At 59.5% G+C, this 22,726-nt stretch carries 27 protein-coding genes; 5 read left to right on the forward strand and 22 right to left on the reverse strand.

Annotated elements, in window-relative coordinates:
• Position 1 precedes the first annotated feature (1 nt).
• Complete coding sequence (locus FME68_RS04200) at positions 2-610, reverse strand: TetR/AcrR family transcriptional regulator (RefSeq protein ID WP_046648318.1); 609 nt, start codon at positions 608-610, stop codon at positions 2-4.
• Positions 611-1,104: 494 nt separating this feature from the next.
• Between FME68_RS04200 and FME68_RS04205 the strand changes: the two genes are divergently transcribed.
• From FME68_RS04205 to FME68_RS04225, 5 genes are all read left to right on the forward strand, one after another.
• Positions 1,105-1,836 (forward strand): hypothetical protein, encoded by a 732-nt coding sequence (locus tag FME68_RS04205; protein ID WP_158396218.1) that lies wholly within the window; start codon positions 1,105-1,107, stop codon positions 1,834-1,836.
• A gap of 2 nt (positions 1,837-1,838) precedes the next feature.
• Complete coding sequence (locus tag FME68_RS04210) at positions 1,839-2,039, forward strand: hypothetical protein (protein ID WP_158396220.1); 201 nt, start codon at positions 1,839-1,841, stop codon at positions 2,037-2,039.
• Between the two features lie 324 nt (positions 2,040-2,363).
• A complete protein-coding gene (locus FME68_RS04215) occupies positions 2,364-2,600 on the forward strand; it encodes a hypothetical protein (RefSeq protein WP_158396222.1) in 237 nt (78 codons plus the stop codon).
• Between the two features lie 3 nt (positions 2,601-2,603).
• Positions 2,604-2,798, forward strand: a complete 195-nt coding sequence (locus FME68_RS04220; protein WP_158396224.1) for a hypothetical protein — start codon at positions 2,604-2,606, stop codon at positions 2,796-2,798.
• Positions 2,795-3,139, forward strand: a complete 345-nt coding sequence (locus FME68_RS04225; protein ID WP_158396226.1) for a helix-turn-helix domain-containing protein — start codon at positions 2,795-2,797, stop codon at positions 3,137-3,139. Before FME68_RS04220 ends, FME68_RS04225 begins: the two co-directional genes overlap by 4 nt.
• 43 nt (positions 3,140-3,182) lie before the next feature.
• Here the strand turns inward: FME68_RS04225 and FME68_RS04230 are convergent, their stop codons facing one another.
• The 21 genes from FME68_RS04230 to FME68_RS04330 form a co-directional block, all read right to left on the reverse strand.
• A complete protein-coding gene (locus tag FME68_RS04230) occupies positions 3,183-3,518 on the reverse strand; it encodes a hypothetical protein (protein ID WP_158396228.1) in 336 nt (111 codons plus the stop codon).
• Positions 3,496-3,753, reverse strand: coding sequence for a hypothetical protein (locus FME68_RS04235; RefSeq protein WP_158396230.1), 258 nt, complete (start codon positions 3,751-3,753; stop codon positions 3,496-3,498). Before FME68_RS04235 ends, FME68_RS04230 begins: the two co-directional genes overlap by 23 nt.
• A gap of 8 nt (positions 3,754-3,761) precedes the next feature.
• A complete protein-coding gene (locus tag FME68_RS04240; protein WP_158396232.1) occupies positions 3,762-3,965 on the reverse strand; it encodes a hypothetical protein in 204 nt (67 codons plus the stop codon).
• Positions 3,966-3,971: 6 nt separating this feature from the next.
• Positions 3,972-4,331, reverse strand: coding sequence for a hypothetical protein (locus FME68_RS04245; RefSeq protein ID WP_158396234.1), 360 nt, complete (start codon positions 4,329-4,331; stop codon positions 3,972-3,974).
• On the reverse strand, positions 4,328-5,191 hold the full coding sequence (locus FME68_RS04250) for a peptidoglycan recognition protein family protein (protein ID WP_158396236.1): 864 nt from the start codon (positions 5,189-5,191) through the stop codon (positions 4,328-4,330). Before FME68_RS04250 ends, FME68_RS04245 begins: the two co-directional genes overlap by 4 nt.
• Positions 5,192-5,250: 59 nt before the next feature.
• Complete coding sequence (locus tag FME68_RS04255) at positions 5,251-5,823, reverse strand: hypothetical protein (protein WP_158396238.1); 573 nt, start codon at positions 5,821-5,823, stop codon at positions 5,251-5,253.
• A 12-nt stretch (positions 5,824-5,835) separates the two neighbouring features.
• A complete protein-coding gene (locus FME68_RS04260; protein ID WP_158396240.1) occupies positions 5,836-6,204 on the reverse strand; it encodes a hypothetical protein in 369 nt (122 codons plus the stop codon).
• Positions 6,205-6,226: 22 nt separating this feature from the next.
• Positions 6,227-6,505, reverse strand: a complete 279-nt coding sequence (locus FME68_RS04265; RefSeq protein ID WP_158396242.1) for a hypothetical protein — start codon at positions 6,503-6,505, stop codon at positions 6,227-6,229.
• 400 nt (positions 6,506-6,905) lie between these two features.
• Positions 6,906-7,217, reverse strand: a complete 312-nt coding sequence (locus FME68_RS04270) for a hypothetical protein (RefSeq protein ID WP_158396244.1) — start codon at positions 7,215-7,217, stop codon at positions 6,906-6,908.
• A gap of 358 nt (positions 7,218-7,575) precedes the next feature.
• Positions 7,576-8,562: a hypothetical protein gene (locus FME68_RS04275; RefSeq protein WP_158396247.1), complete on the reverse strand. Its 987-nt coding sequence runs from the start codon at positions 8,560-8,562 to the stop codon at positions 7,576-7,578.
• A gap of 21 nt (positions 8,563-8,583) precedes the next feature.
• A complete protein-coding gene (locus tag FME68_RS04280) occupies positions 8,584-10,581 on the reverse strand; it encodes a hypothetical protein (RefSeq protein ID WP_158396249.1) in 1,998 nt (665 codons plus the stop codon).
• Between the two features lies 1 nt (position 10,582).
• A complete protein-coding gene (locus FME68_RS04285) occupies positions 10,583-11,557 on the reverse strand; it encodes a hypothetical protein (protein WP_158396251.1) in 975 nt (324 codons plus the stop codon).
• Positions 11,558-11,566: 9 nt separating this feature from the next.
• Positions 11,567-12,301, reverse strand: a complete 735-nt coding sequence (locus tag FME68_RS04290; protein ID WP_158396253.1) for a hypothetical protein — start codon at positions 12,299-12,301, stop codon at positions 11,567-11,569.
• Complete coding sequence (locus tag FME68_RS04295) at positions 12,301-18,735, reverse strand: tape measure protein (protein WP_158396254.1); 6,435 nt, start codon at positions 18,733-18,735, stop codon at positions 12,301-12,303. Before FME68_RS04295 ends, FME68_RS04290 begins: the two co-directional genes overlap by 1 nt.
• 34 nt (positions 18,736-18,769) lie before the next feature.
• Complete coding sequence (locus FME68_RS04300; RefSeq protein WP_158396256.1) at positions 18,770-19,471, reverse strand: hypothetical protein; 702 nt, start codon at positions 19,469-19,471, stop codon at positions 18,770-18,772.
• A complete protein-coding gene (locus tag FME68_RS04305; RefSeq protein ID WP_158396258.1) occupies positions 19,471-19,827 on the reverse strand; it encodes a hypothetical protein in 357 nt (118 codons plus the stop codon). Before FME68_RS04305 ends, FME68_RS04300 begins: the two co-directional genes overlap by 1 nt.
• Positions 19,828-19,945: 118 nt before the next feature.
• Entirely contained in the window at positions 19,946-20,737 is a 792-nt protein-coding gene (locus FME68_RS04310) for a hypothetical protein (RefSeq protein WP_158396260.1), read from the reverse strand.
• A gap of 491 nt (positions 20,738-21,228) precedes the next feature.
• Positions 21,229-21,531, reverse strand: a complete 303-nt coding sequence (locus FME68_RS04315) for a hypothetical protein (protein WP_158396262.1) — start codon at positions 21,529-21,531, stop codon at positions 21,229-21,231.
• On the reverse strand, positions 21,521-21,841 hold the full coding sequence (locus tag FME68_RS04320; protein WP_158396264.1) for a hypothetical protein: 321 nt from the start codon (positions 21,839-21,841) through the stop codon (positions 21,521-21,523). The genes FME68_RS04315 and FME68_RS04320 overlap by 11 nt, the downstream gene beginning before the upstream one ends.
• A gap of 49 nt (positions 21,842-21,890) precedes the next feature.
• Positions 21,891-22,352, reverse strand: a complete 462-nt coding sequence (locus FME68_RS04325) for a Gp19/Gp15/Gp42 family protein (RefSeq protein ID WP_158396266.1) — start codon at positions 22,350-22,352, stop codon at positions 21,891-21,893.
• Between the two features lie 27 nt (positions 22,353-22,379).
• Positions 22,380-22,724, reverse strand: a complete 345-nt coding sequence (locus FME68_RS04330; RefSeq protein ID WP_158396269.1) for a hypothetical protein — start codon at positions 22,722-22,724, stop codon at positions 22,380-22,382.
• Positions 22,725-22,726 lie beyond the last annotated feature (2 nt).

Here is a 22,726-nt window from a genome sequence, read left to right on the forward strand (position 1 = left end):
CCTACTTGGCTCCCTTCAACTTCGGTGCTGCTTCCATGCCGGAAAGACCATTCCAGCACAAATTGACGATGTGCGCTGCGACGGTCTCCCGCGAAGGCTCGCGCTCATCCAGCCACCACTGGGCCGTGGTGGCCACCATGCCGACGAGCGCTTGGCCGTAGAGCACCGACAGCTCGGGGTCGAGACCGCGGTGTTCGAAGGCCTCACCGAGGATGTGCGCAATCTGATTTACCGCTGTGTTCAACAGCGTGGAGAAGCTACGCTCCTCCCCTGGCTTGGAGTCGCGCACGAGGATTAAGAAACCATCGGTCTCTTCCTCCACGTAGGTCAGCAAAGCGACGACCCCCTGCTCGATGCGCTGGCGCCACGAGCCTGTCTGCAGTGATTCCGTGACGACCTTTTCCAAAGCGACGAGCTCACGGTCAATGACGACGGCGTAGAGGCCTTCCTTGCCGCCGAAGTGCTCGTAGACCACCGGCTTGGACACGCCTGCGCGCGCGGCGATGTCTTCCACGCTGGCACCATCGAAGCCGCGTTCCGCGAAGGCCGCACGTCCTATGGAGATCAACTGCTCTCGGCGCTCACGCCCGGTCATCCTTTGTCGAACCATGCCTTCTACTGTATCTCCCCCACCGGACATCGCCCTCACCAGCCAAGAGCGACCGGCGACAACGGGAGGGGTGGCCACGTGTTTAGGTCTCACCCGCACCTGTCAGGTAACATGTCCCCCAGCGCCCACGTTGTGTGCGCAGTTTCCCCATGGTGTAATCGGCAACACTACGGTTTTTGGTACCGTCATTCTAGGTTCGAGTCCTGGTGGGGAAGCTGATTAAGGTGGCCCGTTGACCGGCGTATTTGCTGGTTGCGGGCTGTTTTCGTGTTTGATCCCGGTTGTATTGGCGACGTTTGGTGACCTGCGGAAACGGTTCAGTCTCCGTCAATTCTCCGTCATTTGTCCGTCACGGATTTGGCCTAGTTTTCACTCTCTGGCCCCTAGGGTGTGAGTTTCGCCACTATCACACCACTACGCTTGCTGTAGTACTACAACCCATGTAGTATTAGAGGTGTAAGGCAGAGAGCCACAAAAGAAAAGGACACAGACCAATGACCACCGCAGCACAGGCCCGCTACATCGAATCCCTCCGCAACAACCGCGACGCCCTCACCATCGACGACGACCACATCCAGGACAACATCGACCTGATTAACCAGCGCCTCGTCCGCTTCGGCAAGACGATCGACCAGGAAGCCCTCAACGACTGGATGGAAAGCCTCATCGAAGACCACAACCATGAGCTCGAGTGCGACCTCGACGAGCTGACCACCGCGCAGGCCAGCGACCTGATTGAGTCCCTAAAGGACGGATACCACCCAGCCCTCGTCGCCAACCTCAACGAGGTGGCCATTCATTTCATGCCGTACATCACCAAGGAACTAGAGTCCTACATTGCCGAGCGCGTCGAAGATGTTGAGGCACAGATTCAGCACGCCGAGCAGGTTGCCGACGGTGCTGACGTTGCTCACGGCCCCATCCTCGACGACATGGTTGAGGATGCGGTCGCTATCTACGACACCATCCAGATTCAGCAGGCCTTCGGTGTACAGGGCGACTGCGAGACCACCATCATCAACGAGCAAGCAATGGGCCGCATGGAGGCTCGCCTCAAGGAGGCCGAGGAGCGCCTCAGCAACCGCACCGGCACCCGCGTGGCTGCGGATGTGGTGCGCCGCGTCAGCATGAGCATCCTGGCCGGTGATGCCGAGCGTGACCTGATGCGCCGCTACATCATCTCCTCCTCCAACGCCATGGCCGCGATGGCCCAGAAGGGAGCATAAGCATGGGCCAGGATGAATTGCTCGCCCGGGTGGTGGGGATTGACCGCCAGGTGCAGGACGCCGAGGAGGCGTTGGCCGGGTTGAAGCGTGAGCGTGCGGAGGCCACCCGGGCCGCCCTGGCCAGTGGGATTACCCAGTACAAGGTGGCGCAGGCAACAGGGCGTCAGCAGTCTGCCGTTGCGCAGTGGAAAAGGATGAAGTAGTCTCAGTGGTGTTCCCCGCGTTTGCGGGGGTGAGCCGTTTCTGATGCTTAAGCATTCAGGAAAGCTCGATTCTTCCCCGTCTCGGCGGGGGTGAGCCGTTGTCGATGTTCAATACATTGCGCTGTAGCTCTATTTCCCTGCGTTAGCAGGGGTGAGCCGTTGCTGATGCTCAACCATCACGCAGATTGCTCTTATTCCCCGCGTCAGCGGGGATTTTTTATTGCCCACAACTTGCAATGTCGTATTTTACGGCGTAGACTGTAGTTAGACGGCAAGGAGAACAGCTCCTGGAAGAGGCCGCAAGAATCGGAAAGAGAGTCCGAAATGTTCCTCATCGCACACATCGCCAACAAGGCTAAGGCCCCGCGTATCCGCCGACAGCTCAAAGCCCAAGGCTTCGGCTACAACCGCACCCGCGGTGAGTGGGTGAAGAACTGCATGACCCTGCGCGGTGTACGCCTAGACCTCCCCCGCGCTCGCACCATCGACGGCGCAACCATCGAGATGCGCACTGGCGAGGAGATGCACGCCATCATCAACGCCGCGATTGCAGGAGCCTAAGCCATGCAGACCATCGTCACCACCCTGGGCACCTTCACCGGCCCCCACATGTACGCCATCCTCAAAGAGCAGTTCCCTGATGATGTGACGTTCCGGCGCACCAACACCCCGGGCCAGTGGGGCACCATCGATCGCAAAGTTGGACGCCAATACTTCCACCTAGGCACCATCACCGAAGTAAGGACACAAGCAGCATGACCCCAAACGAGTTCCGTATCCTCCGCACCAGCATGGGCCTCACCTCCCAGGATGTAGCCGAGGCCTGCAACGTCAACATCCGCACCGCACAACGCTGGGAATCCACCCACCAGCCCCCGCTCGATGTCGGCGTGTGGCTCCAGGACAAGTGGGTACGCTTCGCGGACTGCATCGACCAGGCCATGCAGGTCGCCGAGAAGGCCGAGGAAGAGGGGAAGAAAGTAACACTCACCAACGAGCTCACGGGCGAGAACCTAAGCAGGCATGAGCACACCGCCCTCATGGGGCACATCTGCATGGCGTACACCCTCGCGGACTTCGACTACGAGGTAGCCCCTTAAAACGCAGAAAAAGACCCCCACCTATCAAGGTGAGGGTCTTAGGTTATCGACGTTGGCGCCATTCATCGAACGGCAAAAAAGGGGGTTTTGGGAGTCCTAGGCCTTCGAGCCATTCCACGTAATCAGTGTGGGCGGCTAGGCGGTCTTCCAGCGTGGTGATGCGCGCCCCCTGCGACTCCAGCTGCTCCTGCTGCGTCTCCAAACGCTCTTTGAAATAGGCTTTCATCTCGGTGATGAGGGATTGCAAGGTGGCGGGCTCCGCCGCCTTCCTATCAGCAGACGCTTTGGCTTTAACCCCAGCGTAGGCACCAAGGGCGGAAATGACGGCGACGATGATGGTGGTCAGCTGTCCCCCATCAATCTCGCTGAAGTGCATCACGAATCTCCTCCCCCTGTAGCGTGGGCTCGCGGTGTCCGCGCCACACCGCCCAGATGACCAGTAGAGCTAGGGAGAGGTAGCCGATGGAGGATACCCAGGCGCGTGGACTGTCATTGATGATGCTATTTGTCAGGAAGCTCAAGCCCCACAAAATGTTGAGCCCTACCCCGGCCCCTACCGCTATGGGCGTGGCTTTATCCCACCAGGCCGACAGGATGCATGCGGCACCAATCACAATCCAAATCACCGCCCACGTGGCATAGAGAGGAAGCCCTCAGCGGGGTGCGCGGCCTGCGCACGCGGTGACATGAGCGGCGGAAGGTAGGAGATACCACGGGCCATGATGGAGATGCCGAGGATGACAAGCGCCGGGGCGTCCCCCATGCACCAAGCACGCACCCTGCGGGCTGCTGGCTGGGATTGGGCGGGCAGTTTATCAATCGGCACGGCGCGTCACTCCCCTGCTGTGGTTGGCCCGGTGTACACCGGCAGTGTGGGCGGTGCGGTTTCGGCTTCTGCGGCCTGGGCTTGCTCGGCCAACCGCCCCGCCATGGACGGGGTGACACCATCAAAGGTGAGGGCATTCAGCAGGGTGGTGAGGATGAAGCCGATACCACCGGCGACGAAGATGAACCATTCCGGGGTATCAGTCAGTACGACGGGGAGGATGCCTGCCAGCCACGCCAGGGCTTGCAGCACCAGCATGATGGTGGCCTTGCGTCTCAGCCACCACGGCTGCGCCACAAGCTCCGCAGCCACCGCACCAGCCACATACTCCCCCACCTCAGTGAGCATCGGGGACGGTCGAGTCATCGCTTGCCCTCCAGCTTCTTCTCAAGGCGTGCTACGTCCTGGCGCAGCGCCGCGATAGCATCGACGAGGGTCAAATTCTGGCCCTTGTCATTGGTTCCTAATTGCTCCCAGCCCTTGCCCTTCGGGCCACGCAACTGCGTCCAGATTTCCTGAATCGCATCAATCTGCGGGCCTAAATACCCAGTGATGAATGCCCGTGTGTGGGCGTTGACTTGCTCTACTGCGTTCATGGTGACGCTACTCCCTCCACTAGTCTTGGTCGGTGTCTTGCCCGTGGTCTTGCCGTTCTTCAGCTCGTCATAGAAACGTTGCGCTTCGTCCATCCACTGCTGGTGGTACTTGCCAGCGCGTCCACCAAACCCATTACTGACCTTCGGACCGGACAAGTGGACTGGGCAGCCTGTCGCGGTGAACTCAAAGTGGTCACGGATGTTCTTTCCGTACACGGGCCTGCCCAGGTTGAAATACAGGCAGTATGCGGCGGCTACACGCGCCCCGGAGATAATTGTTTCCTCGCTGATGTTCCACGAATCAGGGTGGAAATCGCTGCCGTGGGCGCGGCCAGTGATGTTGGAGTGCTCGATAGCGATAGTGCGCTGATTGGCCCACTGGGAGGCATTCGCCCACGCGGTATCGCGGTCGTAGACGGTTTGCACCCACCTGCCGTCGGGTCCGATGACGTGGTGGGCGGAGGCTGGCCGATGGCTCCAGATTTGGTCAACGACGGCTTCGCCTTCGCCTATATACATGAGGTGGTGGCGGGTAATGAACTCGATTTTTTGGCCTGCACGCCCCGGGGTGTAGTGCTTGCCGATCCGGTAGATTCTATCGGGCTCTAGCTTGTAATAGTCGCGTGCCATGATGTCCTCCTTTGGGTATAAGAAAAGCCGCCCGAAGGCGGCGGTCAGTAGGGGTTGGGTTATACGCGCTCGAAGAGGCTGGTCGCCTCGTTTGGCGGCCAGTACGACTTGGTGACGTGGGCACTGAGAACCTTGTACACCACGCCCTCATACTCAATGAGGTTGCCCTCCTCCACCGGGAGTTCGGGGGCGAATGGGATAGCACCCGGGCTAGCGGTGTTTTCCTCCGGGGCGGTTGGGTGCACCTGATGGGTGATGTCGCGCCAAATGTACCCGTCCACGCCGTGTGCGCCAGGCTCCCACGAATTAAGCCCGGGGTGGGTGGACTCCCAGAAACGACCGTTGTGGGTGATGACATTGGTCAGCCCGTACATTTTGGAGTGGTCGGTGAGCGGGTTCTCCCACGCTGGTACCTTGCCCGGCGCTGCGATAGCCTCCTCAACGGTCACGGCCTTCGGCTTCTCCAGCTTGCCTGCGTCCTGTAGCTCGGTCACGAGGTCGGCTTGTGCTTTCTCCACAGCCGGTGCGGCCTTCCTGCGGTCGTATTCGTCACCGCACACCCAGCCGAAAAGGTCGAAAAAGTCCTGCTCGTTGAGGCTGATGATGGTTTGCTTGAGGTCTTGAATGGTCATAGTATTTCTCCTTTAGAGTGGTTTGAGGTATGTAGCGGAGTAGTGGATTGTGGTTTCTGGTTTCTCCCCATTGACCTGCATGAAGAACCTATCGCCAGTGTTGATGCGGAGGGTGGCGGTCAGCGTCGGGGCCTGCAAAGAGGTCACGGGCGCGGACTCCAGATAGAAAGCGTTGACTGAGGTATTCGTCCCCCTGCGGTAGTACAGGCGTATCCCATCACAATCCACACCGGTCAGGGTCACCGTGTACACCCCGGGAGGGAGAGTCTGATACACATTCCCCGCAAACGTCACGGTCTGCCAACCGGCCGAGGTCACACCACCAACGGCCTTGTCGTACTCCCTGACAATGGGGCCTGGTTTGACGAGCTTCAGTGCCATTAGCGCCCACCCCCTACGGGGGTTAGACGGTGTAGGTGATAATTCCGTACCCTTTTCCGGTGTAGCCCTGCGGGGTAAGGACTCCGCCTGGATTGATCCCTACGCGGGGTGTGTAGGAGGTGGTGGTCGATTGAGCGGACACTGGCGCGTAGGTCATGCTTGTAGGGGCGTACTGGGCGGGAAAGGTCTGCTGCGCATCCAATCCATCGATTCGTAGTTCCACCACATTCCCGGTCTTTTTCACCGACCAACCCGTACCCGAGGCGGTTTCCGTGACTGGAGCAATTTTCCTCAGCGCCATTTCGCCACCGCCTTAACCACGCGGCGGCAAATTCTACGAAGAGAGAGAGAGAGAGAGGAATCCAGTTGATAACGATTTCCGCTTTATCGGTGGGGTTCAGCACACGCACCACAGCGGGACGCTGGCTTAAATCGAGCACGCCCGAAACCGAATGAGCAGTACCCGGCAAGCCAGATTCCAGAAACCGATCCTTCCCCCACTCAATCACCCGCAGGCCCGCCACATTCCACGCCGTCACAGTCATAAGACAATGACCGGAATACCCAAACCAGTACGGATTACTACTGTTGTTCGGGTCGGCACCCGTTACATTTATCCAGCCGCTACCAGGCGACACCACACCACGGCGCAACACCGGGCCCTGCTTCACAAGCTTAAGCATGAGCCACCCCCACAGGGGTCAAGCAAGACGGGTTAGTACCGCCTGCACTTGCGCGGTTGGGCTCTGGATAAACATCCTCGCCGTGCCGTCCAGAATGTACACGCCCTGGCCCAGTGATCCCAGGCGCGGGCCGTTGACGTAAACGAGGATTTCGGAGGATAACACTTCCAGACGGAACCGCCCCTCCACCCGCAGTTCCTCGCCCTTCTCTAGCACGGACGCCCACGGAGGAACATCCCTTTTCCATGTCCCCCAGTTGCGATACGATGCCACGCCGGAGGATTCGATGAGCGCCGAATCCCGGCCCGTATCCACCAGCTTTAGCGCCATGCTGCCACCACCTCACGAAGGCGGCGGCAAAGTTGCCTAGACCGAGGGGGGGGGGAGCTAAAAACGTGAGCATGAGCGCATCACCTTTCTTTGCGTACATCGCCAATAGCATTTCGTCTTCCTTAAAGGTCACGACCTTTTGATTCTTAATGGCCACACCCGTATTAGCTGGGCGGTGCTCTACGGTGGCGTTCTCCGTCAACTCCACCCAATACGTGCCAGGCGGCGGGTAAATACGGCCCAACTGCCAGATACGCCACCCATCCGGGGTGCCGCCCATGATTTCCCAAGATTCCCCGTTGTAGAAAAACACCACCGGGCCCTGGCGAATCTTCTTCAGCATCACTCAGCTCCTTCCTTATTCCCACCAGTTGCCGGTGGTTGGTACCACCACAACAGCCTGGTACCCCTTGGCTCTGATTGCGGTATCAGCCTGCTCGGCAGTCTTGTCGTCTGGTGCTGCGAGCACGAGCTTTAGACCGGTGGGGGCCAGGGCGACGATGGCGGCGGTAATAGCCGCATCCATCTGAGATTTAGACACATCACCAGGAGCACCCTTCGGCCCGGTCAGCGGCGGAGAAAGCTTGCCGGACACGCCCAGCCGGTCACCCACCCAGACAATGTCATTTTCGGTGAATTCATCCCGCCACTTCTGCAAAGCCTTCGTGGTTTCACTCGCGGCGGTTGTTGCTGACCTGCCAGCGGAAGTGGCTGAGGTAGCTGCTTTGGTTTCGGAGGTTTTCGCCGCGTCCTGCGAGGCTTTAGCGGCCTGTGCGGAACCCCGCGCCTCTTTTTCTAAATCAAAAACAGCTCGTTCCATCTCACCGGCCTGCTGCGCATAGATTATCGCCTCGCCCGCCGACGACCTAGCCCGATTCTCTGACGCCTTTGCCGATGATGCCGATGACGACGCCGACGATGCTGACGACGAAGCCCGACTAGCCGAATTTGCGGAGTTCGTCTCCGACGTCTTAGCCTTCGCCGCCGACTCAGCAGCACTATTCACATTCCGCTGAATCTCCCGCAGGACACGGTCGAGCTCACGGACACTATTCTCATCCAGCAGGTCAGCACCCTTAACCACCGCCTCCAACGTCTGCGAAGCGGCAGTGCCGATAAACATTTTTACGCTGTCCACGGGGTTTCCGGCGGACACCATGACCAGAATGGCAGGCCCCGGTGCTACCTGAAACTGCACATTCCCGCCCACCACTTTGTACCGGTCGGGGTTGCGGGTGATAAGACCACCGGAGTGGCCGCGCACCTCCGGGGCGCGCACCCAGACTTCATCAATGGTGTCTGGTCGTTGCGTGACGTGCTGCAAAACACCAGTCACAGTAGGCATAAAACCTTCTCCTTCACTTTTCTAGTGCGCAGTAAAAGTGCCCTTTACTGTCGCCGACTTGACCTTGCGACTATCAGCCAATAGAGCATTCGAGAAGACCTGCACCTCAATAACAATATTGCTCGGCATATTCGCCCTAGTGCCGCTAACCGACTGACTCCGAACACCATCACCAAAGACGGTCATCGGCCCCAGCTCCGTGGAGTACTCAGACCCGAGCATCCTGTCACCCGCCCATAGACGGACACCATAGCCAGACCCACGGTCTGCTGCCGCCCACGTCACGGTCGCATCAATGACAAGGTTTCCACCGGACTTATGCGTGGAGAACGAATAGATAGTTGACCAGCTACCGCGAGGGACAGAAACATTAGAGAGACTACGGTCAATGACCTCCACAGAGCCTTTCGCACGTGTCCACCTGATATGCGCATAGTCAGTGCTCGGGTTAAAAGTAAAACGGCCGATATCGTCGCTTAACTTCTCCCCTTCTCGCGTCAGAAAATTCGAGCTGCCCTTCGTGTACCACGTGGTATGAACCATCGTTCGACCAGAAACATAAGGCAGGTGCACGGTCCAGGTGCCGTCAGAGTTGTTTGTTACCCGCGCATCGTCTCGGTTTGCCCCGGCTTTTGTTGCCATGAGTTCGTCCACAGCCAAAGACTGCGCATTGACCATTTCCTGCTGGAGAGCGGCCAATCGTTCCATGTACCGGTTCTGTGCGTTGTTAATCTGGTTGTTGACGTAGTTGTAGTACTCCTGCGCCTCACGGAACCGCTGATTGGCCTCGTTAATCCCCTCCTGCGTTTTCTTGAAACGATCATTCGCCAGATTGATGTCAGCCTGAGCCTTCTGCCACTCATTAATCTTGATAAATTGGACGTTGTTCAGGCTGTTGACCTGGGACTGCATCCGCTTAAAAAGATCATTCGAGTCGTTAATCTTGGCCTGCTCAGTCTTCCACTCCGAGTCCTTCAGCCACTTAATGTTGTTGAACTCGTTATATTTTCCCTGCGCGGACAGGGCCAGGGCGATGGCTTTGTTGACATCGTCTTGGTTCTTCGTGACCCAGTCCCCGGCCTTATTGGCGGTATCGCTGACCCCGTTGATGCGCTGCCAGACTAGGCGGGCTGCGGTGTCCAAATCCTGGTTTTCACCCTGCAGGGCACGGGTCAGAGCCTGCAGTTTCTTGTTCGATGCTTCCGCATCGTCAATGGATTTCTGGATGTTTTCGGAAAGCGAATTGTATTCGCGTTGGTAGTCTTGCTTCTGCTGCTCAAGCTGCGCAACAATTGCATCCCTGGCAGCCACCAGCTCCCTATCCCACCGGCCCGTCGCCGCATTCAGACTCGCATTCCACTGGCCCGTGGCCGCATTCAAATTCGAGTTCCACGTCTGTGTCGTGCTTCTCAAATCACGGGAAAAATCCGACCTAGCCGACGACACCGACGTTTCGATTTTTTCGTCCAGGCCGAAGAGGTCCCTGCGGTCATCGACGAGGGCGCGGCGCACCGCCTCATTCTCCGCCAACCTCGCATCCGCATCCGACACCAACTGCCCACCCACATGCACCACATCATCATCAATGCGGGTAATCGGCAGGGTGACCACAGTACCCCAGATTTCCACGCGGGCCTTATCCCCCACCTGGAAGTCCTTGAACGGTACCCACGGCCCCAGGCCGGCTTTGGAGATGTCGGTTTCGAGGAAGAAGTCACCGCTGGTACGCTTCGCCGCAGCGTCCAAGACTTCTTCCACGTTGGTGGCCGGCGCCTGCTCACCACCAGCAGTGGTGATGGCCACATCCGAGCGGATAAACCGCCTGGCCATACCACCCACACGCGGCCCACCCAAAGAAGCAACATAGCCCAGCTTATTGCCAGGTGCTGCAAGCGTGTACAAGTCCTCCAGGGTGATACCGTCTGGCAGGGTCAGGTCATAGGTGCCGAACGCGGTGGAGGCCAAAGACCGCATGACAGTGACCTGGGCGCTGTCAGCCACGAAGTACGGGGTGGGCATGTTACTGGACCTCCTTGACGGTCATCACAATCATCGCGTGGGAGAATGTTTGTAGAATCTCGCGCCGCTGGGATGTGCCCTGCGAGGGGCTAATATCCACCTGCGCCGGGGACATGCGCGAGTTCGCGAGGCTCCATGAGCGCACCGGTTTATCCCCCGGCCACCACAAATACGCACCCAAAATCAAGCCGGCGTTTTCAGCCTGGCCAGCCACCGTCTCCCACAGAAAACCGTCCTTGGCCTCAAGGTCAATCGTTGGGGATAGGTCGGTGCGGGGGACTTCGACGATGTGGTAGGGGTCGTCAATCCAGCGCCTACCACCAGGGTCGGCCTGGGTCATCATCGTCGCATCGAGTGATTCTTGCGCCAGGCGGCGGATGACGAAGCCCGCGGGGCCGTGTTTCCAGGTGAATGTGGTGCGGGTCGCGAGCTCAATCCTCGCCATGAGACGCGGTGTCTTGTACATGAGACCCGACTCGTCACCCTCATTCGGATACGGTGCTGCTGCCCACCACGCGGCAGGCCACGACGCCGCAGGAATCGTATTCCACACATCCATAATGTTCAGAGCATGCACAGTGATTTCCGCAGGAACACCATCGTTATCAGAATCATGCGCCTCAACATGCGTAATCATCCCACCGCGCCGCACCACCCCATCCTCACCAGGGAAAGCGACCAGTAGCATGTAGTCGCCTTGTGCGGTGGGGAGTTTGCCGGACGGGTCGAAATCCCGCAGTGCTGACATCACCAAAAGGTCTGTCAGGCGGTTAATCTCACCGTCCGTGCCTCGGGCTGAGAATGTGACCTCGAGGTCGGTGGACTCCATCCACTGGTCGGGGGTGTCCTTATTAATCGGCTCCGGCAGGGTGAAGAGCGGGTTACCGTCACCGTCTCCGATGCCGTACCACACGTCGCGTTTGTCGACGACGTAGTCGACGTGCTTGCGCCAGGATTCCCAATCAATGTCGGCCATTTTGTCCTCCTATCCCCAGGGGTCGGCTACGAGCTGGCACCACTCAAGCTCTATCCGAGACCCCGGCAGTTCCCAGGTGGCGGTGTCCCCCGGCTCCACACCCTCCGGGGGAATCCCATCCTCACGCAGCACCATCGGATCGGTGTCGATTACATCGGGCATTTTGGTGCCCGCATGGAAGCGTGCCCCGGAGGGGCTGACGATGTAGCCGTAAGTGCCATTTCTTCGGATTTTGGGGTATATAACCCCATCCCCAGTATTCGTCACTGTGACAGTACCGGATTGCACAAACGCCGCCGACCGCGCCAGCCCCCGAGCATTAAAAACCGGAACCTCCAGCCGCATCGACAAACGACGCCCAGGTTCCACATCAACGCCCGGCAGCACACCACCCAGCACCGCATCCACAAAGAATGTGCCCCGCGCACCATCAATCCGAAACACACACGGGGCCGCGTCCTTCGCCGCCACAGTCTTCAACCATGCTCGACGAAACGACCAATACAGCCGCTCCATCTCCTCGTGCGACTCAGCCACAAGAAGAAACTCGATTGTGGTGTCCACCGGCTTGAACCGGCGCTTGCCGGGCACGACCCCAGAGCGCGCAGGCACCGTAAGGTCAGACCTCTCAGCCTCACCAGTCAGCGTTACCAGCGCACCCTCCGGGGCCAACACCTTAGATGTACGCTCCGAACCGGTCAGCAGATACTCCTCACCAGTACCCGTCACCAAAGTGACCTCCATTAGCGAAGCTCCTTCCTACGAGCACTAGCCAACAGTGTCGACGAAATACGGGTCTTCACACCGGCACCCGTCGACGACCGCACCTCCGACAGCATCCGGTCAACCTGGTCAGCGGTGTACACCTCATCGCCGCGCATCACCACAGTCGTCTCACGACGCACCTGGTCATGCGCAGACGCATACCTCGGGTCCATCTTCCACCGCACACCCAAAGACTCAGCAGAGGCCTGATTAGCACGCGCCAAAGCCAAATACTCGCCACGCACCTTCTCATTACCCTCAGCAAACGCCGCCGACGAAGCCTCCAGGCCACGGATTGCATAATCCAGGCCCTTAATCTGCTCCTTCAACGGCTGCGTCTTCTCAAAATGATCCACTTCGGCGCGGAAGTCTTCAGCCGTGCGGTCAATATCGCGCTTCTTGTCGCGAATATCCCAAATCGGCTTCATGGCCTCCTGCGTACGAAGAGCGGTTTCCGCAGCCACCAAATCCGGCATCTGCGAACGCAGCACCGACATTGCGTCCCCGCCGCGGAACGCGGCCTTGGACATCAAATCCAGCGTGCGGTCAATCTGACCCTTGCCCACACTGACACCGGTTTCACGCATCACCGCATCCAGTGCGGCCTGCAGTGATTCCTGGCGGGCCAGCTGGCCACGGTACTCATTAGCGTGCGAGCCCTGTGCGCCCAGCTTGTAGCCCCAACGGCCGAAAACATTGTTGTCGAGGTTCTTTTTGTTTTCGGCCATCTCGGCCATGATTTTCGCGACCTGCGCCTGACCAGTAGCACCCTCCAAATCCATGCCGGAGATGCGGGCGGCCATCTTAATCACACGCTCCTGCGCGGTAATCAAATCAGCCTGAGTGCGGGCATTCTGGCGTACGCGTTCCGCGAGCTCGTACTCGGCCTCCAGCTGGGTCAGCTTCGCGCTGAGTTCCTTCTGGAAAGCCTCAGCACGCGCCTTCTCATAAGTGAACAGGGCGGACAGTGCGGCATCCGACCACTGGGCCAGCACACCACGCCCCACCTGCGCCTGGAACGCATTGTAAGAGTCCCAGTCCTCATGGAGGCCCATCATTTTGAGTTGGGCGATTTTCGCGCCCTTCTCAATCTCACCGTCGAGCTTCATGCGGGCCTGAGCAATCGCCAGCATGCCCTCAGCCTCAGCCACCATCCGGTCACGGTTAGCGACCTTCAGGTTGAAAGCGGCGACGCGCTGTTCGTTCAGGCCGCGCACCAGCTGCTGCTGCAGGGCAGCAACGTTGGCCTGCAGCTCAAGGTTGAGTGCAGCATAGTCAGCGACGACCTGCAGCCCCTCGGCCAGGGTTTTCAGCGCGGTGATACGCGCATCCTGAATCCGATGGATCAGATCCACAATCGCGCCGACGATGGACTTGATGATGTTGATGCCGACCTTCAGCATGTCCATGGCCATGCCCAGGGTGATACCCGTCGGGCCTGCCAGGCCGGCGATGCTGGCCAGCTTGCCAACCACCATCCCAAGACCAGTATTAACCGCGCTTGCTGGTGCGCCCATCCCGACGAGCTTGGAGGCCAGGGCCTCAGCCTGCGGAATGAGACCCTCTATCTGCTGCTGCGAGATGAGGACAACGTTGTCGAGGTCTTCGGCCTGCTTACGGCGAGCCGTCGCCAACTCGCCCTCGGCCTTGATTACGGCCTCGTTCGCCTTCTCAATGTCCTCAACGCGCTTGGCCTCATCCTCCTCCTGCTTGATTCCCAAATCCTCGCGGACGCGGGACAGTTTCTCTTCGGCCTTGGCGACCTTGTCGTTCGCCTTGCCAGCCGAGGTGGTGGAATCCTCGCGGGCGCGGGCTAGCTTCTCCTCAGCCTTGGCAATCTTGTCGGCATCCCCGCTCTCGCGGGCCTTCGCCAAAGCCTTCTCCGCATCAGCTACCCGGCGTGCCGCCGAGGCGGAGCTGCTGGTGGACTTACCGGCCTCGGCCTGCGCTTCAGCCAGGGCCTTTTCCGCGTCAGCAAGCTTGCGCTTGTCCTTGACGGAGAGCTCGACCTCACCGGTTTCGAGCTCGCGCAGCTTCTTCTTCGCATCAGCCAGGGCCTGTTCCTTTTCGGCCAGCGCCTCCGTATGCCCGACGGCACGAGCGCGGGAATCCCACAGCTCCTTCTCACCGTCGAGGATGACACGAATCTGCTCCGAGCCGGGAAGGTCGAGGCCCAGGTCGAGGACACGACGCACACCCTGACGAGCATTAATACCCTCAAAGGAGTTGTAGTCCCCGGCCTTCGCCAGCCACGCCTGCGCATTGTCAGCAAACTTGGCGAAAGTCTCAGTCTGCTGCTTCAGGGCGGGCACGAGGCGCCCGAGCTCGCGAGCAACATCACCCATAGACGCACCAGAGCGGATCATCTGGGCAATCAGTTTCCACTGGTCGTGGTTGAGCACCGGCTCAGGCTTGCCAGACAGGTTCATGGCAGCCTTACCGTGCTCCAACCAGCCGCCCTGGTCGTACAGCTTCATCAGGTCGACGATGCCACCCATGGCGTAGCCACCACGGGTTGGCCACACATTAGACGGGCCACCATACCGGGTCTTCGTCCACAAAAGAGCCGCGGTCATGTTAGTGACCGGGTCCAAATGGTTATCCGGCAGGCCCTCGAATGCCTCCGGGTACATGTTGCGCATACCCCGATAGGTCGGTTCGATGACCTGCAGCAGACCACCCGACGGGGTGCCCTTCATGGCGTTATCGTCCCAGTTGTTGACCGCACTCGGGTCACCATTGGACTCAATAGCAATCTGCTCCAGCATGGCCGGAAGCACCGAATCATCGTAGCCAGCACGACGGAGCGCTTCCGTAGCGGCAGGAGCCCACTCCTGAACGTTGCGGGCACCACCCCCACCAGTGAAGGCGGACGCCAGAGACCCCGCCTTTTCCTTAATGAAGTTCCAGGCAGACTCCGCCATCGTCTTCAGATAAGCGGCAGGAAGCTTGCCCCACTCACCGAATTTATCGGCGCCGGGGAAATCACCAATCTTTCCGATAGCCGCATCCCACAGGGCTTTGACCATCGAAACAGGGTTATACGAGGTGCCGCTAGGCACCTCGTCCAGGACGATGTCATCACCATCGAAGCGCAGCGGCGAGTTAGTACCCCAGTGCACGTGGTTACCGTGCTGAGAGTTAGTACCCGGCCCGTAATCAAAAGGCGCGCCGTTCAGCAGGTTCTGCCAACCGTCCAGCGGGTGGTGAATCAGCTGCGTCGTGTTCGGGAAATTCTTGTGAATAGCCCGAGCCAGCGCCTTCGACGCCGGGGTCGGCATCTGAGTCGCGTACTGACCGTCAGCGGCCTGCCAGTCAGTAGCGGCCTGGCGCGAGAAGTCGTGCATCGAGCCGGGCTCGCTACGCGACGCCGAGGTCAGCGTAAACATGCCCGGGAAGAAGCGGGACACGAATTTCGCGTGCGACTGTTGAATCGCAGACAGAGCACCAGCCAGGTTGGTGAAACCGCCCTTAGCGAAGTTGCCCAAGTCGATGACACCGCCGTTGGCAAAGTGGGAGCGCTTTAGGCGGTTTCGCACGCCCTCCACGCCTCCCTGACGAGCGGCGGCGTTCACGTTATCTAGCCAGTCCTTACCGAGGGCGCGGGTCGCCTCCGGACGCAAGATACCCTCACCACCGGACAGGCCAATACGCATACCAGTGCGCGGCTCGATGAAGGTGTACGGGTCACGCCCCGGGGTGTAGCCAGGCAGGATACCACCGGTGGCGAACTTGATCTCCTTCAGCTTGTCCAGGCCGACGAGGCCCGCGACCGCGTTCCACGCCTTGCGAATGCCGTTGTTGTAGACCACATCGACAACGAATTGCACCGGGGCTTTAGTCTTTTCCTTGATTCCGTCCCAAATTTTGCCGATGTTATCGACCGTGGTGCGGAACCAACCCTGCATGGTCTCCAGCACGCCCTTAAACGGCTGGAACACATACTGGTTGACGAACTCCCAACCGGCCTTCAACACGTTTTGAAAGCCCTGCCAGATAGCCAGCATGTCGTCCACACGGGCGCGGAACCAATCAGCGACGAACTGCAGCCCGGCACGCAGCGGGGCGAACACCCAGCTGTCGATGAACTGCCAGCCGGCCTGCAGCAGCCCCTGGAACCAATTCCACACGGCGACCATGTCGTCCACGCGGGCCTTAAACCACGCGGCGAGGTTGGACAGGCTGTCCATGAATGGGGCGAAGATGTTATCGCGCAGCCATCCCCACACCGCGCCCATGGCGTCAGCCATAACCTGCCAAGCACTCTTAATGAACCCGAAAACACCCTGAACAATGGGCCACAAGGTGTTTTGTGCGAAGCCCACCAAGGCCTCCCACACAGGCTTAATAATGGTCTCCCACCCAGCCTTAATACCGGCAGACAGTACATTCCAGCCCACCAGCAGCGGTGCAAGAATCAGCGTGCCAATCACACCAATAGTGACCTTCGCCACCTGCAAAATGGCATCAAAGACAGGCTTGATGTAGTTCTCCCAGCCCGTCGCCAAGGCGTCGGTGAAGACCGCCCACTTCTCCTTGACCCAGTCCACGCCTGCCTGGAATTTCCCCACGAACCAGTCCCAGCCAGCGCCGAGCGCTTCGGTGAACTTTTGCCACAGCTCCCGGCCGGTCTCGGTCTTCGTGAAGAACCACGTCAGTCCGGCGACAAGCGCAGCAATGGCCACAACCACTAAGCCGATCGGGTTTGCGCTCATCACCGCGTTAAGCACAGTTTGCGCCGCAGCAGCACCCTTAGTGACCGCTGTCCACAACTTCGTTGCCTTCACACCGGCCACAAGCCACTTGACGAAACCGCCAGCGGCCATAATCTTCTGGTACTGCACCCACAGCTTGTAGGAGCCGACCAGGACACCGACAGACACCGCGAGGGAGCTGACCCAGTCCTTGTTCTTCAACAGCCACTCCGCAGAGGACTTAAGCCACTCCACAACGGTTTTCAGCACATCCCGAGTGGCCTCAAGCGCGGGCTTGATTTGCTCCATGACGTTCTTGGCGGCATCAACACCATCATGGATGGCGGGCACCATGTAGGTCTTGAAAAGGTCAATGCCGGCATACGTCCAGTCGGTCATCTGCTTGGCCGCGTCACCAATGAGCGGGTTAATCTCCGCGAACACAGCCTTAGCGGCGTTGTTGAAAGCCGCCTTCATGTTGGTCAGTCGGCCCGAGGTGGTTTCCGCCATCTCCCCCATCACGCCGGACATGGAGGCCACCTCACCGGCGATACCGGATGAGCCCTCCAGGATGCCCTTCGTGAGGATGTCGATACCCTCAGACGCCTCAACGGCGCCCTTGGAGATCATTTTCTGCATCTCCTCAGTCGTCACACCGTATTCGTTGGCCATGATGGCCAGGCCCTGCACACCACCCTCAGCCAGGGAGTTGATGGTGTCCATCGAAATCTTGCCCGAGGCTGCAGCCTTACCAAACGCCGACGCCATGGAGTTCAGCGCGTCCTCGCCCTTACCGGATGCGGACGCTGCTTCACCAAGACCAGTAACAATGTCGGACACCTTGCCGGCATCCACACCGAAAGCGATGAGGTTTTTACCTGCGTCAGCCCACGCATCAAAGGAGTACGGGGTGCCCTGGTTGGATTCCTGCAGCTGCCCCATGACCTTGGTGGCTTCCTCAGCTGAGCCCATCAAAATACCCAGCGACGCGGTGGTGTCCTCAATCGAGGTCACCTTGTCAAAACCCGCCTGCAAAGTGCCGGCCATGCTGTTAATACCAGCAAGACCGACCGCCAGGCCGCCGAGCTTGCCCAGGGGCTTCAGGATGCCGGCAAATCGTGACCCCCACCCTTCAGCCTTATTGGATGAATCATCCATAGCAGTGTCCAGCTTGGAGAACTCGCCTCCCATCTTGGACAGCTCGCTGCGGGTTACCCCTAGCTGGTCTGCCAGCTGGTCCTGCGCCTGGTCGTAGCGCGACAGGGTACTCTGCAGGTCTTCGAGCTGGTTCTTGTGCTTCTCCTCCGCGACGCGGACATCAATTTCGGCCTGCTCGAGTTTCTCGGTCTCACCGATGACGCGGGCTTTAGCTTCCTTGACCTTCGCCAGCTCAGCAGTGCCCTTGCCGCCCTTTTCCAGGGCCTTCTGGTACTTCTCTTCGGCATCCTGCAGGCGCAGGGTGACGGCCTCCAGCTTCTCCTGCTGCGCGGCCCGCTTACCCACGGAGGTCTCGTAGGCGCGGTCGAGCTCGTTGAGCTTCGTGGAGGAGGCTTTGACCTGGCGCTCAAGGTTGTCGACTGCGCTGCCGAGGCCCTTGCTGATGGCTTCGCCGGCGCGCTTACCCGACTCCTGAGCTGGCTTCTCTAGGCGCTGCGAAAACTCCTTGCTCATCCCTTTGAACGTTGGGACCACGGGGACGGCGACGAAACCGGCAGACATTTAAGCCTCCTCAAAACTAAAAGCCACCACCCGTTTATTGGGCGGCGGCAATCTCTTCCAACATGCGCAACGACTCATCCGTCGACGACTCAAACGACCCACCAGAACCATCCGTGAGTACCGTCTTACGGTCGTGGCTCATGCGCTCGCGCTTCTCCGCGGCGATACGCGCATCCTCCAGCTCCTGGGCCAGCTTCTTCGGCGACTTGAGGAAGCTATGCTCATCCCCCGACTCACTAAAGCTCGCATGAAACATAGCCACCGCCAGGGCAGCTTTATCCGCTGGTTTGATATCCCAGCGCTTGGCCCCCACCAGTGTCTCCGGCCGCTCCAACAAATCCTGATAGAGCGCCACCACACGCCGCGTCGACAGGCCCCCTTCGGGGTCGAGCCAGTCCCGCACATCAAGACCGATGCGCAGCAAATCAACCTCAAGCAGGTCGATATTCTCTACCGCGAGCGCAGCCAAAGCCACCTTATACACTGACAGGCCAGTCGCCTCAAAGTAAGCATCCATCTGCTCATACAGGCCACCCTGCGCGTAGGCGGCGGTCATGGCCCGAATCTGCGAAGACTCATCAAACAGCCGCCAGATGAGACGCGGGTTTTCCGGTAGTTGGCTCACGAATTCGTGCCCGAGGTCCATGGGGTCGCGGCGTGCACGGTAGCGTGCTCCGGCGTGGATGAATTCGACCCAGGTGCCCGGCTCATCCTCGAGAATCAGCCGGGCAGACATTACTCACCAGCCAGCTCAGTACCACGCTGCACAACCGGAGCAATCACCTCATGCAGGTCCTTGCGTGTCGCGCCGGTCAGGTCGAGTAGCTTGCGGGTCAGCGGGGTGACCTGCGCGAGAATCATGCCCTCCAGGTTGCCCTCGAACATCAGCGAGGACATGGAGGCGGGCAGCTGGTCTTTGTCGACGATGACCTCAATCTTGAGGGATACGCCGTTGGTGAGGGTGGCTTCTTCGGTGTAGATGCCGTCCACGATGGTGGGCTTCTCCGGGGTGTTGTCGGCGTCGAGGACTTCTACGTCCTCGGCCTTCGTGGTGGTCTTGCGGGTGGTGGTTTTGTTGTTGGCGGTTGCCATGGCGGTTCCTCCTTATGGAATTGGAAAGTGAAAGGTGTGGCGGTTCCTAGACTTTGGTTAAGCCTGGGTGGGCTGTGTGCGGAACCGCCAAGAAAAACACACAGCCCGTGATTAGCGACTACTGGTCGGAAGCACCAGGAACACCGCCGGAGGTACGAACACCATCATTGGAGTTCTCCGCGGTCTCGCCGGACTTCGGGTCCTCGTACTCATGCAGGGTCACATCACCGGACTCATCGGGCTTGACGACCATCGCGGTCAGGCCATTAGCGGAGGCCTGCGGGTGGAACGCGGTACCGGCCTTAATCTGGGCCTCCACATCCGAGATGTCCTTGAAGATCTTCTCCTCGACGCGGGTCACGGAGCCGTCCTTTCCGACGATGTAGAAACGCTCCTCGTAGTAGCGCTCATCGTCACCGTTGTTGAAAGTGATCTGTACCGGGCGGGCCTGCGGGTCCTTCGCGGTCACACGCTCATTAATGACCAGGTCAGCCTTCTCGCGAGACACCCAGATACGCACCAGACCGGAGGTGAACTTATGCACGAAGGCGACGTATCCCTTTGCGACCTCGTCGGAGTGCTTGCCGTAGGTAGTGCCCTCTTGCACCACAGCACCCGGGTTTTCGATGTAGCGCATCACCGGGGAGCCAGCAATACCGTCCACCGCGCCGGTGATAGCACCAGCAGTGTAAGAAGTGGACGACTGGCCACCGGTCAAGTTAGTGGTGTTGGACGAGACCTCGCGGGTGTGGGCATGCTGGGAATCGGTCGGCTCCAGGCCGAGGGATTCCCACTCGCCGACGAAAGCGCCGGTCTTCTTATCAATGATCGGATTGTCAGAGAAGTTGACCAGTACCTCACGGTCCTCAAGGACGCGCAGGTCAAGGCCAACGCTACGAAGCTTGGACATTGTTTATCCCCTTTCAAAAGGACATAGAAAAAGCCACCCCGCGGGGTGGCTAAAAAGGAAAAGTTGGTTAGTTGGTGGGTTTACGTCGACGGCTGGTAGAAGAGTTTGGCGATACCGACCGACAAACTCATCGTCGACACAAACCCCGTGGGCTTAAATGAAGGCCCCGACCCAAAAAACGTGGAGGCAGACCGGGAAACACCCAGCCCAACCCCCGTCATTCCTTGGGTTAGGGCGGTGTACAGGTTCCTGCCGAGGCGGCGTACCTGGTCATGGTCAGGCCCATACACACTGATTTTGACGAGGTCTCGCGAGTGCGCCGACTCATCCACCTGCGCCACATCACTAGAGACCACGACCCCTACACCGTCGTTATGGCAGTTATAGCCATCCGGCAAAAATGCAGGTGCACCATGTCCTGGTCAGCCTCAGGAAACAACTTCAGGACGTGCTTATGCACGATGGCAACGGGGTCGGGGGTTACACCGAACTCAGGAGACATCCTTCACCGCCTTCGTCACGAAGCCGGTGTTGGCCTGGTGCTCAACCGCGCGCGGATGCCTAACGGTCACAATCTGCACCGGTCGGTTCGTGCCCTCAGTCGCCTCAGTAACCCTGATGATTTCGTCTCCGCCATCATCAAGGAATCGTTGGCCACTCTTGGACAGCTCATGAACCTCCGGCCAGCGGATTTCCAGCATGCGCCGTAGCTTTTCCGCCTTCTTTTTCGTCGCCGCCTGCACCTGCGGGGTAGCCGCCATCTGCTTAAACAACTCGTTGTAATTAAGAGACAACGTCGCTCACCTCCCCCCGCTCCACGATGAAAATCACCTTAGGTTGGTGCCAGGGCACCACCGGGCGCCGGCCAACGCTGTAATCGAAGGACTGCAGCTGGTCCACCCTGTACTCCACGCCACGAATCACGACCACGTCGCCGTCCTGGACGCGAGTACCAGCAGGGGCGAGCACCTGCAGGCGACTGATATCACCGTGCACGAAACCATCACCGCGGACGACCTGGTCACCGGCCGGGCTCACAATACAGCGCTCGACAATGGTGTCGTCCCCGTACTGTGGCCGGCCACGGTGGTCACGGCCAACCAACCCACCCTTATTGTGATGGGCTCACCGAACTCGTCTGGGCGCCATGCCATTAGCACCGCCCCCGCTCACTGTATTCAGCGTATTTCCCCTCCCGCGGGTGCAGCAGCTCCTCCGGCCACTCCCCCGGCGCGGGAAAACTAAATCGCGGCCCACTACCCCGACACAGCCCGAGTAAGTCGCGCTGCTCATCGGTGATGGCCATGCCACCAAGCTTGACGGATTCAACGTCAGCCCAGGTCACCGAATCGGATTGCGGGCCCGAGGTGGAGCTACCGGAGCGCATCCCACGCGACGCCCCCACAAGAAGCGCCGCACTGACCATCTCACCGATGACACGCTTGATATTGAAAAGCTTCCAATCAACCTGCACGTGGGCATCGAAGTCCATGCCGCAGCGCCCATATTCAGCGCGCAGCATGTTCTCCGCATGCTCGAGAAGCTTCTCAGCAAGCTTTTCTTCAAACTTGGTCAGCTCTCGCGGGAAAAGCAGATCATCCACACGCACCAGCATGGGTTCTCACCGCCTCTCTATACAGGGTTAGTTGAGTGCTGCCTGCAGCTCGGCCTTCGTCTTGAACTTCGTCGGGTCAACCCCGACCGTGCGCGCGTACTTATCCCACGCGGCCCGAGCCTGCGTATTCAACGGCTTCTCAACATGATTGGGCTTCGTCTTAGTCGGGGCGGTCGCCGCGGCCGGCGTCTTAGCCGACACATCACTCACCGAAGCCGCACCACCGGTGTCTGGTGTGGCAATACCCGCGGACACTAGCCATTGGCACTGGTCCTCGTCACTGATATCGACGATGTCACCCTTGCTGCGGCGCACGCGGCGACCGTCCACAAGCTGGTGCCACACGTCGACCAGAATCTTTACTTCTGCCATGA

Origin of the sequence: Corynebacterium hiratae (assembly GCF_009708045.1) — a bacterium.
Lineage (GTDB): Bacteria > Actinomycetota > Actinomycetes > Mycobacteriales > Mycobacteriaceae > Corynebacterium > Corynebacterium hiratae.

Bases quoted from the DNA above. Each gene is read 5' to 3' on its own strand.
- FME68_RS04285 (WP_158396251.1), bottom strand. From the start codon at position 11,557: ATGGCCGACATTGATTGGGAATCCTGGCGCAAGCACGTCGACTACGTC.
- FME68_RS04325 (WP_158396266.1), bottom strand. From the start codon at position 22,352: ATGCTGGTGCGTGTGGATGATCTGCTTTTCCCGCGAGAGCTGACCAAG.
- FME68_RS04245 (WP_158396234.1), bottom strand. From the start codon at position 4,331: ATGACTCGACCGTCCCCGATGCTCACTGAGGTGGGGGAGTATGTGGCT.
- FME68_RS04260 (WP_158396240.1), bottom strand. From the start codon at position 6,204: ATGGCACTGAAGCTCGTCAAACCAGGCCCCATTGTCAGGGAGTACGAC.
- FME68_RS04275 (WP_158396247.1), bottom strand. From the start codon at position 8,562: ATGCCTACTGTGACTGGTGTTTTGCAGCACGTCACGCAACGACCAGAC.
- FME68_RS04310 (WP_158396260.1), bottom strand. From the start codon at position 20,737: ATGTCCAAGCTTCGTAGCGTTGGCCTTGACCTGCGCGTCCTTGAGGAC.
- FME68_RS04270 (WP_158396244.1), bottom strand. From the start codon at position 7,217: ATGGCGCTAAAGCTGGTGGATACGGGCCGGGATTCGGCGCTCATCGAA.
- FME68_RS04300 (WP_158396256.1), bottom strand. From the start codon at position 19,471: ATGTCTGCCCGGCTGATTCTCGAGGATGAGCCGGGCACCTGGGTCGAA.
- FME68_RS04280 (WP_158396249.1), bottom strand. From the start codon at position 10,581: ATGCCCACCCCGTACTTCGTGGCTGACAGCGCCCAGGTCACTGTCATG.
- FME68_RS04255 (WP_158396238.1), bottom strand. From the start codon at position 5,823: ATGACCATTCAAGACCTCAAGCAAACCATCATCAGCCTCAACGAGCAG.
- FME68_RS04290 (WP_158396253.1), bottom strand. From the start codon at position 12,301: ATGGAGGTCACTTTGGTGACGGGTACTGGTGAGGAGTATCTGCTGACC.
- FME68_RS04215 (WP_158396222.1), top strand. From the start codon at position 2,364: ATGTTCCTCATCGCACACATCGCCAACAAGGCTAAGGCCCCGCGTATC.
- FME68_RS04220 (WP_158396224.1), top strand. From the start codon at position 2,604: ATGCAGACCATCGTCACCACCCTGGGCACCTTCACCGGCCCCCACATG.
- FME68_RS04250 (WP_158396236.1), bottom strand. From the start codon at position 5,191: ATGGCACGCGACTATTACAAGCTAGAGCCCGATAGAATCTACCGGATC.
- FME68_RS04265 (WP_158396242.1), bottom strand. From the start codon at position 6,505: ATGGCGCTGAGGAAAATTGCTCCAGTCACGGAAACCGCCTCGGGTACG.
- FME68_RS04225 (WP_158396226.1), top strand. From the start codon at position 2,795: ATGACCCCAAACGAGTTCCGTATCCTCCGCACCAGCATGGGCCTCACC.
- FME68_RS04205 (WP_158396218.1), top strand. From the start codon at position 1,105: ATGACCACCGCAGCACAGGCCCGCTACATCGAATCCCTCCGCAACAAC.
- FME68_RS04305 (WP_158396258.1), bottom strand. From the start codon at position 19,827: ATGGCAACCGCCAACAACAAAACCACCACCCGCAAGACCACCACGAAG.
- FME68_RS04295 (WP_158396254.1), bottom strand. From the start codon at position 18,735: ATGTCTGCCGGTTTCGTCGCCGTCCCCGTGGTCCCAACGTTCAAAGGG.
- FME68_RS04330 (WP_158396269.1), bottom strand. From the start codon at position 22,724: ATGGCAGAAGTAAAGATTCTGGTCGACGTGTGGCACCAGCTTGTGGAC.
- FME68_RS04200 (WP_046648318.1), bottom strand. From the start codon at position 610: ATGGTTCGACAAAGGATGACCGGGCGTGAGCGCCGAGAGCAGTTGATC.
- FME68_RS04210 (WP_158396220.1), top strand. From the start codon at position 1,839: ATGGGCCAGGATGAATTGCTCGCCCGGGTGGTGGGGATTGACCGCCAG.